At 70.2% G+C, this 17,011-nt stretch carries 14 protein-coding genes; 10 read left to right on the forward strand and 4 right to left on the reverse strand.

Annotation, left to right across the window (positions count from 1 at the left end):
* Positions 1 to 64 precede the first annotated feature (64 nt).
* The gene (gene aceE, locus AC0665_RS08105; protein ID WP_478602509.1) at positions 65 to 2,812 is read right to left on the reverse strand and encodes a pyruvate dehydrogenase (acetyl-transferring), homodimeric type; all 2,748 of its coding nucleotides are present in this window, start codon (positions 2,810 to 2,812) and stop codon (positions 65 to 67) included.
* A 430-nt stretch (positions 2,813 to 3,242) separates the two neighbouring features.
* Here aceE and AC0665_RS08110 point away from each other — a divergent pair, with 430 nt between their 5' ends.
* From AC0665_RS08110 to AC0665_RS08135, 6 genes are all read left to right on the forward strand, one after another.
* A complete protein-coding gene (locus AC0665_RS08110; protein WP_363122305.1) occupies positions 3,243 to 3,680 on the forward strand; it encodes a DUF3052 domain-containing protein in 438 nt (145 codons plus the stop codon).
* A gap of 103 nt (positions 3,681 to 3,783) precedes the next feature.
* Entirely contained in the window at positions 3,784 to 4,242 is a 459-nt protein-coding gene (locus tag AC0665_RS08115) for a peroxiredoxin (protein ID WP_363122306.1), read from the forward strand.
* Positions 4,243 to 4,389: 147 nt separating this feature from the next.
* Positions 4,390 to 4,965, forward strand: coding sequence for a calcium homeostasis/redox stress adaptation protein (locus AC0665_RS08120; protein ID WP_478602511.1), 576 nt, complete (start codon positions 4,390 to 4,392; stop codon positions 4,963 to 4,965).
* 136 nt (positions 4,966 to 5,101) lie between these two features.
* A complete protein-coding gene (locus AC0665_RS08125) occupies positions 5,102 to 5,677 on the forward strand; it encodes a TerD family protein (RefSeq protein ID WP_468413348.1) in 576 nt (191 codons plus the stop codon).
* Positions 5,678 to 5,802: 125 nt separating this feature from the next.
* Complete coding sequence (locus tag AC0665_RS08130; protein WP_478602513.1) at positions 5,803 to 6,948, forward strand: DUF475 domain-containing protein; 1,146 nt, start codon at positions 5,803 to 5,805, stop codon at positions 6,946 to 6,948.
* Positions 6,949 to 7,079: 131 nt separating this feature from the next.
* Entirely contained in the window at positions 7,080 to 7,814 is a 735-nt protein-coding gene (locus tag AC0665_RS08135) for a TerD family protein (protein WP_468413352.1), read from the forward strand.
* A gap of 37 nt (positions 7,815 to 7,851) precedes the next feature.
* Here AC0665_RS08135 and AC0665_RS08140 read toward each other — a convergent pair whose 3' ends face one another.
* On the reverse strand, positions 7,852 to 8,769 hold the full coding sequence (locus AC0665_RS08140) for a TerD family protein (RefSeq protein WP_468638131.1): 918 nt from the start codon (positions 8,767 to 8,769) through the stop codon (positions 7,852 to 7,854).
* A gap of 228 nt (positions 8,770 to 8,997) precedes the next feature.
* Here AC0665_RS08140 and AC0665_RS08145 point away from each other — a divergent pair, with 228 nt between their 5' ends.
* The 3 genes from AC0665_RS08145 to AC0665_RS08155 are packed head-to-tail and all read left to right on the forward strand — an operon-like array spanning position 8,998 to position 13,572.
* Complete coding sequence (locus AC0665_RS08145; RefSeq protein WP_468413355.1) at positions 8,998 to 10,164, forward strand: HpcH/HpaI aldolase/citrate lyase family protein; 1,167 nt, start codon at positions 8,998 to 9,000, stop codon at positions 10,162 to 10,164.
* 31 nt (positions 10,165 to 10,195) lie between these two features.
* Entirely contained in the window at positions 10,196 to 12,763 is a 2,568-nt protein-coding gene (locus AC0665_RS08150) for a phosphoribosyltransferase (protein WP_478704627.1), read from the forward strand.
* Entirely contained in the window at positions 12,760 to 13,572 is an 813-nt protein-coding gene (locus AC0665_RS08155; protein WP_363120674.1) for an HAD family hydrolase, read from the forward strand. Before AC0665_RS08150 ends, AC0665_RS08155 begins: the two co-directional genes overlap by 4 nt.
* Here AC0665_RS08155 and AC0665_RS08160 read toward each other — a convergent pair.
* Entirely contained in the window at positions 13,493 to 14,284 is a 792-nt protein-coding gene (locus AC0665_RS08160; RefSeq protein ID WP_478704628.1) for a DedA family protein, read from the reverse strand. The genes AC0665_RS08155 and AC0665_RS08160 overlap by 80 nt on opposite strands.
* A 56-nt stretch (positions 14,285 to 14,340) precedes the next feature.
* The gene (locus AC0665_RS08165; protein WP_175432305.1) at positions 14,341 to 14,562 is read right to left on the reverse strand and encodes an FmdB family zinc ribbon protein; all 222 of its coding nucleotides are present in this window, start codon (positions 14,560 to 14,562) and stop codon (positions 14,341 to 14,343) included.
* Between the two features lie 248 nt (positions 14,563 to 14,810).
* On the opposite strand from AC0665_RS08165, the gene AC0665_RS08170 reads away from it, so the two are divergent.
* Positions 14,811 to 16,967 (forward strand): transglycosylase domain-containing protein, encoded by a 2,157-nt coding sequence (locus AC0665_RS08170; RefSeq protein ID WP_478704719.1) that lies wholly within the window; start codon positions 14,811 to 14,813, stop codon positions 16,965 to 16,967.
* The last annotated feature ends 44 nt before the right edge of the window (positions 16,968 to 17,011 follow it).

Here is a 17,011-nt window from a genome sequence, read left to right on the forward strand (position 1 = left end):
TGAAGGGGTGGTGTGCCCACGGTGTGTCCGTGAGGCGCACCACCCCTTGACAGGGCTCGACGTGTTATGCGTCGCCGCCCGCGGCCCCCGGGTCCGCCGCCGACACGTCGAGCAGCTGGTATCGGTCGATGGCCTGCTTGAGCACCGAGCGGTCCACCTTGCCCTCACGGGCCAGCTCGGTCAGCACCGCCACCACGATCGACTGGGCGTCGATGTGGAAGAAGCGGCGGGCCGCGCCCCGGGTGTCGGCGAAGCCGAACCCGTCCGCGCCGAGCGACTGGTACGTCTGCGGCACCCAGCGCGCGATCTGGTCCGGGACCGAGCGCATCCAGTCCGACACCGCCACGACCGGGCCCTGCGCGTCCGCCAGCTTGCGCGTCACGTAGGGCACCCGCTGCTCCTCCTCGGGGTGCAGCAGGTTGTGCTCCTCGCAGTCCACGGCGTCGCGCCGCAGCTCGTTCCAGGAGGTCGCCGACCAGACGTCCGCCTTGACGTTCCACTCCTCGGCCAGGAGCTTCTGCGCCTCGACCGCCCAGGGCACCGCCACACCGGAGGCCAGGATCTGCGCCGGGATCGAGCCGGAGGTGCCCTCGCTGAACCGGTACAGGCCCTTGAGGATGCCGTCGACGTCCACGCTCGCGGGCTCGGCCGGGTGCTGGATCGGCTCGTTGTAGACGGTCAGGTAGTAGAAGACGTCCTCGCCGTGCGGGTGCTCCTCGGAGGAGCCGTACATCCGGCGCAGGCCGTCCTGCACGATGTGCGCGATCTCGAAGCCGAACGCCGGGTCGTAGGCGACACAGCCCGGGTTCGTCGAGGCCAGCAGCTGCGAGTGGCCGTCCGCGTGCTGGAGACCCTCACCGGTCAGGGTCGTACGGCCGGCGGTCGCACCCAGGACGAAACCGCGCGCCAGCTGGTCGGCCATCTGCCAGAACTGGTCGCCGGTGCGCTGGAAACCGAACATCGAGTAGAAGACGTAGACCGGGATGAGCGGCTCGCCGTGCGTGGCGTAGGCCGAGCCCGCGGCGATCAGCGACGCCGTGCAGCCGGCCTCGGAGATGCCGTCGTGCAGCATCTGGCCGTTCGGCGCCTCCTTGTAGGCGAGCAGCAGCTCGCGGTCGACCGACTCGTACTGCTGGCCCAGCGGGTTGTAGATCTTCGCGCTCGGGAAGAACGAGTCCATGCCGAACGTGCGGTACTCGTCCGGCGCGATCAGCACGAACCGCTTGCCGATCTCCTTGTCCCGCATGAGGTCCTTGAGGAGCCGGACGAACGCCATCGTGGTCGCGATGGACTGCTGGCCCGAGCCCTTCTTCACCGTCGCGTACGTCTTGTCCTCGGGCAGCGCCAGCGGCTTGGAGCGGACCACGCGGGTGGGGACGTAACCGCCCAGACCCTTGCGGCGGTCGTGCATGTACTGGATCTCCTCCGAGTCCCGGCCCGGGTGGTAGTACGGCGGCACGCCGGACTCCAGCTCCTTGTCCGGGATCGGCAGGTGCAGACGGTCGCGGAAGCGCTTGAGGTCGTCGACCGTCAGCTTCTTCATCTGGTGCGTGGCGTTGCGGCCCTCGAAGTTCGGGCCCAGCGTCCAGCCCTTGATCGTCTTGGCGAGGATCACCGTCGGCTGGCCCTTGTGCTCCACGGCCGCCTTGTAGGCCGCGAAGATCTTGCGGTGGTCGTGACCGCCGCGCCCCAGGTGCAGGATCTGGTCGTCGGTCATGCCCTCGACCATCGCGCGCAGCCGGTGGTCGTCACCGAAGAAGTGGTCGCGGATGTACGCGCCGGTCTCCGTGGCGTACGTCTGGAACTGCCCGTCGGGCGTGGTGTTCATCCGGTTGACCAGCACGCCGTCGCGGTCCTGGGCGAGCAGCGGGTCCCAGCTGCGGTCCCAGACCAGCTTGATCACGTTCCAGCCGGCACCGCGGAAGATCGACTCCAGCTCCTGGATGATCTTGCCGTTGCCGCGCACCGGGCCGTCGAGGCGCTGGAGGTTGCAGTTGACGACGAAGGTGAGGTTGTCCAGGCCCTCGCGGGCGGCGATGGACAGCTGGCCCAGCGACTCCGGCTCGTCCATCTCGCCGTCGCCGAGGAACGCCCAGACCTGCGACTTGGAGGTGTCGGCGATCCCGCGCGCCTCCATGTAGCGGTTCATGCGCGCCTGGTAGATCGCGCCGATCGGGCCGAGGCCCATCGAGACCGTCGGGAACTCCCAGAAGTCCGGCATGGACCGCGGGTGCGGGTACGACGACAGCGCGTAGGGCGCCTTGGACTTCTCCTGGCGGAAGCCGTCCAGGTGCTGCTCGCTGAGCCGGTCCAGCAGGAAGGCGCGGGCGTAGATGCCGGGGGAGGCGTGGCCCTGGAAGAAGACCTGGTCGCCGCCGTCGCCCTCGTCCTTGCCGCGGAAGAAGTGGTTGAAGCCGACGTCGTAGAGGGAGGCGGAGGAGGCGAACGTGGCGATGTGGCCGCCGACGCCGATGCCCGGGCGCTGGGCCCGGGAGACCATCACGGCCGCGTTCCAGCGCGTGGCGTTGAGGATCCTGCGCTCGATCTCCTCGTTGCCCGGGAAGAACGGCTCGCTCTTGGTGGGGATGGTGTTGACGTAGTCCGTGCTGCGCATCTCCGGCACGGCCACGCGCTTCTCGCGGGCCCGCTCGATCAGCCGCAGCATCAGGTAACGGGCGCGCTCCCGGCCGCGCTCGTCGACGGCGGCGTCGAGGGAGTCGAGCCACTCCTGTGTCTCTTCGGGATCGAAGTCAGGAACCTGACTCGGAAGGCCGCCAATGATGATCGGGTTGCGATCGGATGCGGAAGCCACGCTGTTCCTTACCTGTCAGAGGGCCGTGCGAAGGCCGCTGTTTCGCTGTCGTCGCTGGGCGTCGTCGCTGGGGGGCTGCGCCGCTCCCCATGGTCCACCTCGGGGCCGTGAATCGTCATCTCTACCGAGCGGTAACCCGAGCGTAAGATCGACTCCGTCCCGAGTCCGTGACGTATGGGGCGAATACCTTCGAGTCTCGTACCCACAGACGATTCCCAAACGCCCAAACGGGGCAGAAAGGTGTGGTGTGCGTCACCTCGGGCCATGATGGTGTGCCTGAAGTTGCGGTGACACAGCCAGGATCGTCACCGTTTCGGCGGTCCGAACGGCCGGGTACTTGCGCGATCCGTCCCGCCCGTGTGGACTACGGCCAATGCTTCGCGCACGCGCGTGGCTGAGTTATTCCCAAAACAAGATCAGGAGGCAACCCGTGAGCGCGACCGCGGACCACGCGGAGGAGCGGACGAACCCTGCCGCCAGGCTGGGGTTCCAGCCCGGGCAGGTGGTCCAGGAGATCGGCTACGACGACGACGTGGACCAGGAGCTCCGCAAGGCCATCGAGGGCATCGTCGAGAGCGACCTGGTGGACGAGGACTACGACGACGTGGCCGACGCCGTTGTGCTGTGGTTCCGTGACGACGACGGCGACCTGACGGATGCGCTGGTCGATGCCACCACGTACATCGAAGAGGGCGGTGCCATCCTGCTCCTCACCCCCAAGACCGGCCGTTCGGGCTACGTGGAGCCGAGTGACATCTCGGAAGCCGCCACCACCGCCGGACTGACGGCCTCCAAGAGCGTCAGCGTCGGCAAGGACTGGAGCGGCAGCCGGCTGGCCACACCCAAGGCCGCCAAGTCCAAGCGGTAGTCGTACGGCGGGCGGGCCGGCGTTGCCGGCCCGCCCTTCGGCCTGCCCCCGCGCCTGCGTAGGGTGGCCCCACCGGAGAAGACCGAGAAGGGACACCCACGCGATGGCGATCCAGGTCGGCGAGAAGGCCCCCGACTTCGAGCTCAAGGACAACCACGGCCGGGCCGTGCGGCTGTCCGACTTCCGGGGCCGCAAGAACGTGGTGCTGCTCTTCTACCCCTTCGCCTTCACCGGCGTATGCACCGGTGAGCTGTGCGCGCTGCGCGACAACCTGCCGCAGTTCTCCGACCGCGACACCGAGCTGCTCGCCGTCTCCAACGACTCCATCCACACCCTGCGCGTCTTCGGCGAGCAGGAGGGCCTGGAGTACCCGCTGCTGTCGGACTTCTGGCCGCACGGCAACGTCTCGCGGGCCTACGGCGTCTTCGACGAGGACAAGGGCTGCGCCGTGCGCGGCACCTTCGTCATCGACAAGGAGGGCGTCGTGCGGTGGACCGTCGTCAACGGCCTGCCGGACGCGCGCGACCTGAACGACTACGTGAAGGCGCTCGACTCCCTGTGACGCCGGTCGGGCGGCCTGTGCTCGACACCCGCTGAATTGTCGGCTTCAGGGCCTGCGAGGGGCGGGAACCCGTCACTAGGATCGACTCGTTGATCCGACATCCGAGCACAACGGGGCATCCCGCCCCTGGACACCAATGGAGGACTCGTGGGAGTCAGCCTCAGCAAGGGCGGCAACGTATCGCTGAGCAAGGAGGCGCCGGGCCTGACCGCGGTCATCGTCGGTCTGGGGTGGGACGTCCGCACCACGACCGGCACGGACTTCGACCTGGACGCCAGCGCGCTGCTGCTGAACAGCTCCGGCAAGGTCGCCAGTGACCAGCACTTCATCTTCTTCAACAACCTCAAGAGCCCGGACGGCTCCGTCGAGCACACCGGTGACAACATCACCGGTGAGGGCGAGGGCGACGACGAGCAGATCAAGGTCAACCTCGCCGCCGTCCCGGCCGACGTCGAGAAGATCGTCTTCCCGGTCTCCATCTACGACGCCGAGACCCGCCAGCAGTCCTTCGGCCAGGTGCGCAACGCGTTCATCCGTGTCGTGAACCAGGCCGGCGAGGCCGAGATCGCCCGCTACGACCTGAGCGAGGACGCCTCCACCGAGACCGCCATGGTCTTCGGCGAGCTGTACCGGCACGGCGCGGAGTGGAAGTTCCGGGCCATCGGCCAGGGCTACGCCTCGGGCCTGCGCGGCATCGCGCAGGACTTCGGCGTGAATGTCTGAACCGGTCTGAGGGGCCCTGAGAACAGGGCCCCGAGGTCTTTTCGTCCGGCGCCGCACGGTTTACGTGCGGCGCCGGACGCGCAGGACCACCTCAGTGACATCACCGGGCCTGTGGCCCAAGGGGAGGGACAGCATCATGGGCGTCACGCTCGCCAAGGGGGGCAACGTCTCCCTGTCCAAGGCCGCACCCAACCTCACTCAGGTGATGGTCGGGCTCGGCTGGGACGCGCGCTCCACCACCGGAGCGCCCTTCGACCTCGACGCCAGCGCCCTGATGTGCAGCGGCGGCCGCGTGCTCGGGGACGAGTGGTTCGTCTTCTACAACCAGCTCAAGAGCCCGGACGGCTCGGTCGAGCACACCGGCGACAACCTCACCGGTGAGGGCGACGGCGACGACGAGTCGCTCCTGATCGACCTCGCCAAGGTGCCGCCGCAGTGCGACAAGATCGTGTTCCCCGTCTCCATCCATATGGCCGACGAGCGAGGTCAGACGTTCGGCCAGGTCAGCAACGCCTTCATCCGGGTGGTGAACCAGGCCGACGGCCAGGAGCTCGCCCGCTACGACCTGAGCGAGGACGCCTCCACCGAGACCGCGATGATCTTCGGGGAGCTCTACCGCTACCAGGGCGAGTGGAAGTTCAGGGCCGTGGGACAGGGGTACGCGTCGGGACTGCGGGGCATCGCGCTGGACTTCGGGGTCCACGTCTCATAACGCGTTATGAGCAAAATCCAGGGGCCAGTGGGGTGCGCAGGGGGCCCGACTAGACTTCGGCTTCAAAAGTTCGTAAAGCCGGGTACGGCGCGGGGGAGCCCCGTACACACACGATTGGGTAGCCAGTGGTTCTGAAAACCTTCGGGTGGTCGTTCGCGGTCACCGCGCTCGGCCTGGTCGCGGCGGTCTTGTTCGGCGGGTGGACCGCGCTCGGCATCGTCGCGATCCTCTCCGTCCTCGAGATCTCGCTGTCCTTCGACAACGCGGTGGTCAACGCCGGAATCCTGAAGAAGATGAATGCCTTCTGGCAGAAGATCTTCCTCACGGTCGGCATCCTGATCGCCGTCTTCGGCATGCGGCTGGTCTTCCCTGTCGTGATCGTCGCGATCAGCGCCCAGCTGGGTCCGATCAAGGCCGTCGAACTCGCCCTGAACGACAAGGACCGCTACCAGCAGCTGGTGACCGACGCCCACCCGTCGATCGCCGCCTTCGGTGGCATGTTCCTGCTGATGATCTTCCTGGACTTCATCTTCGAGGACCGGGACATCAAGTGGCTCGGCTGGCTGGAGCGCCCGCTGGCCAAGCTCGGCAAGGTCGACATGCTGTCGGTCTGCATCGCGCTGATCGTCCTGCTGATCTCGGCGATGACCGTCGCCACCCACGCCCACCAGCACGGCGGCACCCACGTCGACAAGGCGGAGACGGTCCTGCTCGCCGGCATCGCCGGTCTGATCACCTACATGATCGTCGGCGGGCTCTCCGGCTACTTCGAGGACAAGCTCGAAGAGGAGGAGGAGCGCGAGCACGAGGCGGAGGAAGAGGCCGAGCGCAGCGGCAAGCCCCGCTCCGCGGTCCAGCTGGCCGGCAAGGCCGCCTTCTTCATGTTCCTCTACCTCGAGGTCCTGGACGCGTCGTTCTCGTTCGACGGCGTGATCGGCGCCTTCGCCATCACCAACGACATCGTCCTGATGGCCCTCGGCCTCGGCATCGGCGCCATGTACGTCCGGTCGCTGACGGTCTACCTGGTCCGCCAGGGCACCCTCGACGACTACGTCTACCTGGAGCACGGAGCGCACTACGCCATCGGCGCCCTCGCCGCGCTCCTGCTGATCACCATCCAGTACCAGATCAACGAGATCATCACCGGCCTCATCGGCGTCGTCCTGATCGCCGCGTCCTTCTGGTCCTCCGTCCGCCGCAACAAGGCGCTCGCGGCGGCCGAGGGAAAAGCCGGCTCGGACGAGAAGACTGAGGTCTCGTCCGGGGTGTGACACCCCTCCGGGTGAGGAACGCTCTCGACGGGGCGGCCACCGAGGCGACTCCTCGGCGGCCGCCCCGTCGGTCGTCAAGGGCCGCGGGTACGGTGACGACCCGCGGCCCCCAAGGGAACGTGGGGGGCGGAATGGGCCTGTTCGACGGACTCAGGCGCGGTGACGCGCAGTTCGACTCGGGCGACGCGTCGACCAACGCGATCGAACTGACCAAGCGGCGGTCACAGATATCACTCACCAAGCAGGGGGCGGCCACCGGCCATCTGCGCGTCAACCTCAGCTGGCGGATGCGCACCTCCGACTTCGGCGGCTCCCAGCGCGAGAGCCTGCTGCGCCACCCCTTGCGGGCGCTCAAGCCCCCCGAGGTCGTCGGGCACAGCCAGAGCATGGTCAACGTCGACCTCGACCTCGGCTGCCTCTATGAGCTCCAGGACGGCAGCAAGGGCGTCGTCCAGCCCCTCGGCGGCTACTTCGGTGACGTCAACGCCCCGCCGTACGTCAAGCTCAGCGGCGACGACCGCTTCGGCTCGGCGTCCGGCGAGACGATGTACATCAACCTCGACCACCACGACAGCATCAAGCGGCTGCTGGTCTTCGTCTACATCTACGACCAGACACCGGCCTTCGACCGCGCCCACGCCATCGTCACGCTCTACCCGAGCAACGGCCCCCGCGTCGAGATCCACCTCGACGAACGCCAGCCGCAGGCCCGCTCCTGCGCCGTCGTCATGATCGAGAAGGTGAAGAACGAGATCGTCGTCCGCCGCGAGGCGAAGTTCGTCTACGGCTTCCAGGCCGAACTCGACCGGCTCTACGGATGGGGACTGCAGTGGGGGCGGGGCTACAAGACCAAGGTCGACCGCTGACCCCGGAGCCCCGACGCGCGCCGGGGCCGCCGTCCGCCTACCGTCCGACGAACTGCGGACCCTGCGGAGGCAGCTGGAAGTCCGGGTCCTGGGCCGTCGTGACCGGCGGCGGGTAGCCGTAGCCCGGCTGCGCCCCCGCGGCACCCGCGGTGGCCGGTGCCTGCGGATAACCGGCGACGGGCCGGCCCGTGGGCTGCGGATAGCCATAGGCGGGCGGCGTCGACGGCGGCTGCTGCGGATACCCGTACGCGGGCTGCGAGGGCACCCCGGCCGGCTGCTCCGGAGGCAGCGGCCCCGAGACCTCGGAGGACTGCTGCCCGGGACCGGCGGTCGTCTGCTGCGCGGGCGTGTTGGTGGTGGCGGGCGCGGGCACCGTCATGGTCGCCGCCTCCTCGCCCTCCTCGGCCGCCTCCGACTCGTCCACCGAGATGCCGAAGTCGGTCGCGAGCCCCTTCAGCCCGTTCGAGTAGCCCTCGCCCAGCGCCCGGAACTTCCAGGCATCCCCGCGCCGGTACAGCTCCCCGCAGATCAGGGCCGTCTCCTGGCCCGTCTCCGGCTTCACGTCGAAGTACGCCAGCGCCTCGCTGTCGCTGCCCGCCGCGTCGTACAGCGCGATGCGCAGCGCCTGTACGCGGTCGAACGTCACGCCGTCCGCCGATGCGACCAGCAGAATCCGGCTGACTTCCGGCTCGACACCGGTGAGCTCCGTCTGGATCGTGTCGGTCAGGCCCTCGGCGTCCCGCTTCTTGCCGAGCCGCCACACCTTCCCGGCCGGGTGCCGGGGCTGGTTGTAGAAGACGAAGTCCTCGTCGGAGCGCACACGGCCGTCGGGGCCCAGGAGCAGCGCGGAGGCGTCGACGTCCGGAACCCCCTGGCCAGGCGTCCAGCGCAGCACGGCGCGCACCGTGGTGGCTTCCAGCGGGACGTTCGACCCCTTCAGCATCGCGTGCGTCATGCGGTCATCCTGCCTGCTCGGTCCTGCTCACGACAACGCGGGGGGCCACGGTCACGAGCGGCGCCGACGGCCGTCGAGGACTACCGTCGTCATGGCCGGGCCTGGCTGTGCTTGCCCGCGTTACCTGATATTCATGCCTGACGGGAACCTCCGACATGGACTTCTACGTACTATTACCGGCCAGCTTTCATCGATTCGCAGGCCGTAAAACCACCACGGGGGAGCTCCATGCGTCATTTCGGGCACATCGCCCCTGAGGTGCGGAAGCGTCTCTTCTACCGCGAGCCGTGCACGTTCACCCCCGACTCCCCGGCCCGCCTGCTCTCCGCGGCCCTGGGCGCCACGCTCTACAGCCCGGCCACCCGGCCGCGCCTGGCCGACGACGTCCTCAAGCAGGCCGGGCGGGGTGTGGTCTCGATGGTGCTGTGCCTGGAGGACTCCATCGACGACGCGGACGTCGGCCCGGGCGAGGAGAACCTCGTCCGGCAGTTCACGGCCCTGCACGGCCTCCCGGACGCCGACCCGCCGCTGCTCTTCATCCGGGTCCGCACCCCCGAGCAGATACCCGACCTCGTACGCCGCCTCGGCCCCGCCGTCCGGCTGCTGTCCGGATTCGTCCTGCCCAAGTTCACCGAGGAACGCGGCATCCCCTTCCTCGAGGCCGTGGCCACCTCCGAGGCCGAAAGCGGCCGTCGTCTTTTCGCCATGCCCGTGCTGGAGTCCCCGGAGCTGCTTTACCGCGAGTCGCGCGTGGAGACCCTGGAGGGCATCTTCCGGGCGGTCGACAAGTACCGCGACCGCGTCCTCGCCCTGCGCCTGGGCGTCACGGACTTCTGCTCCTCCTACGGACTGCGCAGGGGCCCCGACATGACGGCCTACGACGTGCAGATCGTCGCCTCCGTCATCGCCGACGTGGTGAACATGCTGGGCCGTGCCGACGGGACCGGCTTCACCGTGACCGGGCCGGTGTGGGAGTACTTCCGGGTCCAGGCGCGCATGTTCAAGCCCCTGCTGCGGCAGAGCCCCTTCCTGGAGGTGCAGGCCGCGGAGCTGCGCGAGAAGCTGATCGAGCACGCCATGGACGGCCTGCTGCGGGAGATCTCCCTGGACCAGGCCAACGGTCTGCTGGGCAAGACCTGCATCCATCCCTCGCACGTCCTGCCGGTGCACGCCCTGTCGGTCGTCAGCCACGAGGAGTTCTCGGACGCCGAGGACATCCTGCGCCCCGAGCGCGGCGGCGGGGGCGTGCTGAGGTCGGCCTACACGAACAAGATGAACGAGGTGAAACCGCATCGGGCCTGGGCCGAGCGGACCCTGCTGCGTGCCGAGGTCTTCGGGGTGGCGAACCAGGACATCGGCTTCGTCGAACTGCTGGCCGCCGGTCTGCCAGGCTGAACCGTACGGCTTTTGAGGATTCGAAGGGTTCATGGAGAAGGCAGTGAACGAGGGGACGCACCCCGAGGGGCGCGACGCGGGCGACGGCGTCTGGTCCGGCGACTGGGTCGCCGAGCGGCTCGGCGTCGAGCTCGTCGGCGACGACCGGCTGACCGGCCTGCTGGGGCTGGCGCTGCGCCGCAACCCCAAGCGGGCCCACCTGCTCGTGTCGAACGTCCTGGGCAAGCACGTGCCGCAGTCGCCGTCCGTCGTGTACGGCCACGGCTGGGAGCTCGGCCGCCGGGTGCGGCAGCTGCTGGGCGATGACGAGGCCCGCAGGGCCGTCGTCCTCGGCTACGCCGAGACCGCGACCGGCCTCGGCCACTGTGTCGCCGACGGGCTGGGCCTCGCCCCCTGCCTGCACTCCACGCGCCGCCCGGTCGCCGGGCTCACCCCGGCCGGCGGTTTCGAGGAGTCCCACTCCCACGCGACCTCCCACCTGCTGCTGCCGGAGGACCCCGCGCTGCTGGCCGGCGACGGGCCGCTGGTCCTGGTCGACGACGAGTTCTCCACGGGGAACACGGTGCTGAACACCGTGCGCGATCTCCATCAGCGGTATCCGCGGCGGAGGTACGTCGTGGTGGCACTGGTCGACATGCGCTCACCCGCTGACGCGGGGCGGCTGGAGGCGTTCGCGCGGGAGATCGGTGCGCGGGTGGATCTCGTGGCGGCGGCTTCGGGGCGTGTGCGGCTGCCGGAGGGGGTGCTGGAGAAGGGGCAGGAGCTGGTGGCCCGGCACGAGGCGGAGAGTGCGGCGCCGTCGTGGTCGCTCGCGCAGTTCCCCGCGCCCCTTGCAGGGGCGCGGGGAACTGCGCGAACAGCCCCCACCGGCCCGCAGCCGGACGAGGACCGCACCGAGGCCCACGCCACCCGCGTGGACCTGCACTGGCCCGCCGGCCTGCCCGACGGCGGACGCCACGGGTTCACCCCCGCCCACCGCGCCCGGCTGGAAGCCGCCCTGCCCGCGATGGCGGTCCGGATCGCCGAGGCTCTCCCTCACCACGCCCGCCGCGTGCACGTCCTCGGCTTCGAGGAGCTGATGTACGCGCCGCTGAGGCTGGCCCGGGAGCTGGAGCGGACCACCGGCGTCGAGGTCCGCTTCTCCACCACCACCCGCTCACCCGTCCTCGCCGTCGACGACCCCGGCTACGCGATACGCACCCGCCTCGCCTTCCCCGCCCACGACGACCCCGCCGACGGCCCCGGCGAGCGGTACGTCTACAACGTCGCCGGCGCCGGCTTCGACGCCGTCGTCGCGGTGGTCGACTCGGCCGGTGACACCCCCGCACTGCACGCGCCCGACGGTCTGCTGGCCCGCCTCGCCGCGCACACGCCGCGCGTCCTCCTCGCCGTCATACCGTCGTACGCCCCCGAGGCCCCGCCTGCCCCCGAAAGGCCCTCCATGCTGCCCGAGCCCCTCCGCGGCCCCGCCTTCTCCTCGTACGCGCCCGAGGAGGTCGGCTGGCTGCTCCAGGACCTCTCGGACGTGACGCTGGAGGCGCCGACCGAGGAGCGCGAGGAGGCCATCCAGAGCGGCGGCGCCCACTACGCCGAGTCGCTGCCCGTGGAGTACCAGCCGAGCGAGCAGTACCAGGAGCTGTTCCACGCCGCCCTGAAGACCTCGTCGGCCCGTATCGCCCAGGCGGTCGGCGTGGTCACCGAGACGGTCCTCGCCGAGCGGTCGCCGCGGCCGGTCCTGGTCTCGCTGGCCCGCGCCGGCACGCCCGTCGGCATCCTCATGCGCCGCTGGGCCCGGTACCGCCACGGCCTCGACCTGCCGCACTACGCCGTGTCGATCGTCCGCGGCCGGGGCATCGACGCCAACGCGCTGCGCTGGCTCGCCCGGCATCACGACCCCCGGGACGTCGTCTTCGTCGACGGCTGGACCGGCAAGGGCGCCATCACCCGCGAACTCGCCCAGGCCCTGGAGGAGTTCGAGAAGACCGACGGCGTCAGCGGCTTCAGCCCCGAGATCGCCGTGCTGGCCGACCCGGGCTCCTGCGTGCGCACCTACGGCACCCGCGAGGACTTCCTCATCCCCTCGGCCTGCCTCAACTCCACCGTCTCCGGGCTGATCTCACGGACCGTGCTGCGCGCCGACCTGGTCGGCCCGGACGACTTCCACGGCGCGAAGTTCTACCGCGACCTCGCCGCGACCGACGTCTCGGTCGCCTTCCTGGACGCCGTCTCCGCCCGCTTCCCCGAGGTCACGGAGGCGGCCTGCGCCCAGGCCAAGGAACTGCTCGCGGCCGACCGCTCGCCCACCTGGGAGGGCTGGGCCGCCGTCGAGCGCATCAGTGAGGAGTACGGCATCCACGACGTCAACCTCGTCAAGCCTGGCGTCGGCGAGACGACCCGGGTGATGCTGCGCCGCGTGCCCTGGAAGGTCCTGGCGCGGGCCGGGGCGGGCAGCGACCTCGACCACGTCCGCCTGCTCGCCGAGCAGCGCGGCGTGCCCGTCGAGGAGGTCGACGCCCTGCCCTACACCTGCGTCGGCCTGATCCACCCCAAGTACACCCGGGGCGCGACCGGCGCCGACGGCAAGGCGGTGACCCTGTGACGCGCGTGATCGTCGCCAGCGACCTCGACCGGACGCTGATCTACTCCTCGGCGGCCCTGGCCCTGACCATGCCGGACGCCCGGGCGCCCCGGCTGCTGTGCGTGGAGGTGCACGAGAGCAAGCCGCTGTCGTACATGACCGAGACCGCGGCCGGGCTCCTGACCGACCTGGGCGACGCGGCCGTGTTCGTGCCGACGACGACCCGGACGCGCAAGCAGTACCAGCGCATCAACCTGCCCGGGCCCGAGCCCACGTACGCGATCTGCGCCAACGGCGGTCACCTCCTGGTGGACGGGGTCTCCGACCCCGACTGGCACGCACGGGTGACGGCTCGGCTGGCCGACGAGTGCGCGCCCCTGGCCGAGGTGCAGGAGCACCTGCTGAGGGCGGCGGACCCGGTGTGGGTGCGCAAGCACCGCGTCGCCGACGACCTGTTCGCCTACCTCGTCGTCGAACGCGAACTGCTCGACGAGGACTGGGTGAAGGAACTCGCGGTGTGGGCGGAGAACCGCGGCTGGACCGTGTCCCTCCAGGGCCGCAAGATCTACGCCGTTCCCAAGCCGCTCACCAAGAGCGCGGCGATGCGGGAGGTCGCGCGGCGGACCGGGGCCGATCTCACCCTTGCCGCCGGTGACTCCCTGCTCGACGCCGATCTGCTGCTCGCGGCGGACCGGGGCTGGCGCCCGGGCCACGGGGAACTGGCCGACGCGGGCTTCACGGCCCCCGCGATCAGGGCGCTTCCCGAGCGGGGCGTTCTGGCAGGGGAGCGGATCCTGCGGGAGTTTCTCGGGGCGGTGCGGGGCGCCTGAGGACTCGGGTGTCCTGGTCGTCGTGCGGGTACGGCGCCGTCGTGGCCGTTCGCGCCCCGCGGCGGAGCCGCACATCGACACCGTCCCGTGCCCCTTCAGGGCGCCGCCGCAGCCGTACCGCGATGAACGCCGCCACCGCCACCGCCACCACGGCCAGGACCACCTTCGAGTAGGCGGAGACGATGTCGGACACGGTGTGCCAGTTCGCTCCGAGGAAGTAGCCCGCGAGCACGAACGCCGTGTTCCAGATCGCGCTGCCCAGGGTGGTCAGCCCCAGGAACACCGGCAGGCGCATGCGCTCGACGCCGGCCGGCACGGAGATCAGGCTGCGGAAGATCGGGATCATCCGGCCGAAGAACACGGCCTTGGTGCCGTGCCTCAGGAACCAGGCCTCGGTCTTCTCGATGTCCGAGACCTTCACCAGCGGCAGCCGGGCCGCGATCGCCACCGTGCGGTCACGACCGAGCAGCGCGCCGACGCCGTAGAGCGCGAGCGCGCCGACGACCGATCCGGCCGTCGTCCACAGCAGGACGGCGAGCAGCCCCATCCGGCCGCTGCTCGCGGCGAACCCGGCCAGCGGCAGGATCACCTCGCTGGGCAGCGGCGGGAACAGGTTCTCCAGGGCGATGGCGAGCCCGGCGCCCGGCGCGCCCAGCGCGTCCATCAGGTCGTTGACCCACTGCGGTCCGGCGTCCGCTGCGATGGCTGTCATGCCACCACGCTAGGAAACCGAAGCTGAAGGGTTCCTGAGGAAACCCGGCAGCCGCGTCAGCCGCAGCAACCGCCTCCGCAGCAGCCGCCCCCACCGCCGCCCGCGCGGGGCGCCGGTGCCGGGGCGGAGGCGGAGCCGCCGACCGCGACCGTGGAGAGGAGCTTCACCGTGTCGTCGTGGCCCGATGGGCAGGCCGCGGGGTCGGAGGACTCGGCCATGGGACGGCTGAGTTCGAACGTGTCGCCGCAGGTCCGGCAGCGGTACTCGTAGCGAGGCATGGGGACAGGTTAATCCGCGCCGGCGGAAGCGACGTCCTTCTGGAATCGCTTTGATCACTGTCGCCGTACCGGTGTGGAGGACCTGTAAAGGCCGCTGGTAACTTTCGAACGTCGCGAGAAGCCGTGAAGGCGGGGGACGAAAGGGCGCGCTGCCGTCGACCACGGCAGCCATGTCCTTCCGCGCGAGCACCATGGTGAGCGGGAGGGAGACAGCCGTGTCCAAGGCTGAGCGGGAATCGGACGAGACCATGCAGTTGAAGGTCCCCGATGCCATGAACGCGGACGAGACCGTGCTGTTGCGCATCGTCGAGGCGGGCGCGACCGACAAGGCGAACGCGTCCTCCGGCGCGGCCGCGGACGGAAGCGGTCCCGGCCGGTCGCGCCGTCGGCGCAGGGCTCCTCGGCCCTCCCCCCTGTCCCGGCTGTCCGCCGCGGCCCCGGGGCCCGCGCGACTCGCCGCGCGCGTCGCCTCCGAGGCCCGCCGCCTGCGGCCCCGTTACCCGCACCCCGACCGCACCGGCTGGCGTCGCTGGGCGCCCTCCTGGCGGCAATGGCTCGGTGCCGTACTGACGTTCACCGGCATGAGCATCGTCCTGCTGGGTTCCGCCTACGCCGCCACCGACATCCCGGACAACCTCAACTCCTACGCCACCCAGCAGGACAACGTCTACTTCTGGTCCGACGGGACGCCCATGGCCCGCACCGGCTGGGTGCGGCGGCAGGCGATGCCGCTGAAGGACATACCCGAGGACGTCCGCGGCGCGGTGCTGGCGGCGGAGAACGCGAGCTTCTACAGCGACCCCGGCATATCCTTCAGCGGCCTCACCCGCGCCTTGTGGCGCACCGTCGGCCAGGGCGACACCCAGGGCGGCTCCACCATCACCCAGCAGTACGTCAAGAACGTCTACCTCAACCAGGACCGGTCCGTCGGCCGCAAGTTCACCGAGGCGATGCTCGCCCTCAAGCTCGACAACGAGATGAGCAAGGACGACATCCTCGAGGGCTACCTCAACACGAGCTGGTTCGGCCGCGGCACCTACGGCATCCAGCGCGCCGCCCAGGCCTACTACGGCAAGGACGTCGGCGAACTCGACGCCGGCGAGGCCGCTTTCCTCGCCTCCCTCCTCAAGGGCGCCGGGCTCTACGACCCGTCCCTGAGCCGGGCCAACCACGCCCGGGCGGTGGAGCGCTGGTCCTGGATCCTCGACCGCATGGTCGACACCGGCTCGCTGTCGAAGTCCGAGCGCGCCCGGTACAAGGAGTTCCCCGAGCCGTTGAAGCGGACGCCCGGTTACGACACCGGCAAGCAGAGCGACTACCTCGTGGAACTGGCCGCCCAGTACGGCAAGAAGGCGGCGCACCTGACGGCCAGGGAGTTCGACCTGGGCGGCTACCAGATCTACACGACCTTCGACCGCAAGCAGGAGACCGCCCTCACCGACGCCGTGGACAAGGCCCGCAAGCGGGCGCGCAAGGACGACCCGGCGAAGGCGAAGGCCCTGCACTTCGGCGCCTCCTCGGTGGCCGCCGACGGGCGCATCCTCGCCGTCCACGGCGGCCCTGACCACCGTGAACAGGGCTACAACGAGTCGAACGCGACCACCGTGCCCGCCGGTTCGGCCTTCCTGCCGTTCGTCTACGCCGCGGCCCTGGAACACGGCGTGCACCGCACCCGTGACGGCGCCGCGACCGAGGTCACCCCGCAGACGCTGTACGACGGGGACGACGGCATCGCCGTGCGGACGCCCGAGGGCCCCTACTGGGACCGTGCCGGCAAGCAGGTCACCTCCCGCAACGACGGCGGGAAGTCCTACGGGCGGATCGCTCTGGGCCGGGCGCTCGCCCTGTCGGTGAACACGCCGTTCATGCAGCTCGGCATGGACACCGGCCTGGACAGGGTGCGGGACACCGCCCAGCGGGCGGGCCTGCTCTCCTCCAGCTTCGGCCCGCAGGTGCCCGCGATGTCCCTGGGCAGTGCCACCCCCAGCGCGATCCGCATGGCGAGCGGATACGCCACGTTCGCCGCCGCCGGCAAGCACGTCGAGCCGTACTCGGTGGCCCGCATCACCCGCAATGGCTCCGAGGTGGCGCTGACGAAGCCCGCGGCCCGCCGTGCGGTGAAGGCGAGCGTGGCCGAGGCCGTCCAGTCCGCCCTCACGGACGCCTTCCGCACCGCCCGCCCGGGGGCGGTCACGGCCACCGCGGTGGCCGGGAAGGCCGGCACCACGCAGAACGACACCGCCGCCTGGTACGTCGGCACGGCCAATTCCGTGTCGACGGCCGTGGTGGCCTACCGCATCGACCTCACCAAGAGCCTCGAACCCCTGCCGCTGGACGGGATCGCGGGCTCTCCCGACGACAGCGTCCCGTACCGCATCTGGTCCGGTGCCCGCGGTATCGGCTGATCCCCGTGCCCGGCCCCGCGCCGTCCCCCCACCACCGCCACCTC

The sequence above is a fragment of the Streptomyces sp. NPDC043685 genome (assembly GCF_056436585.1).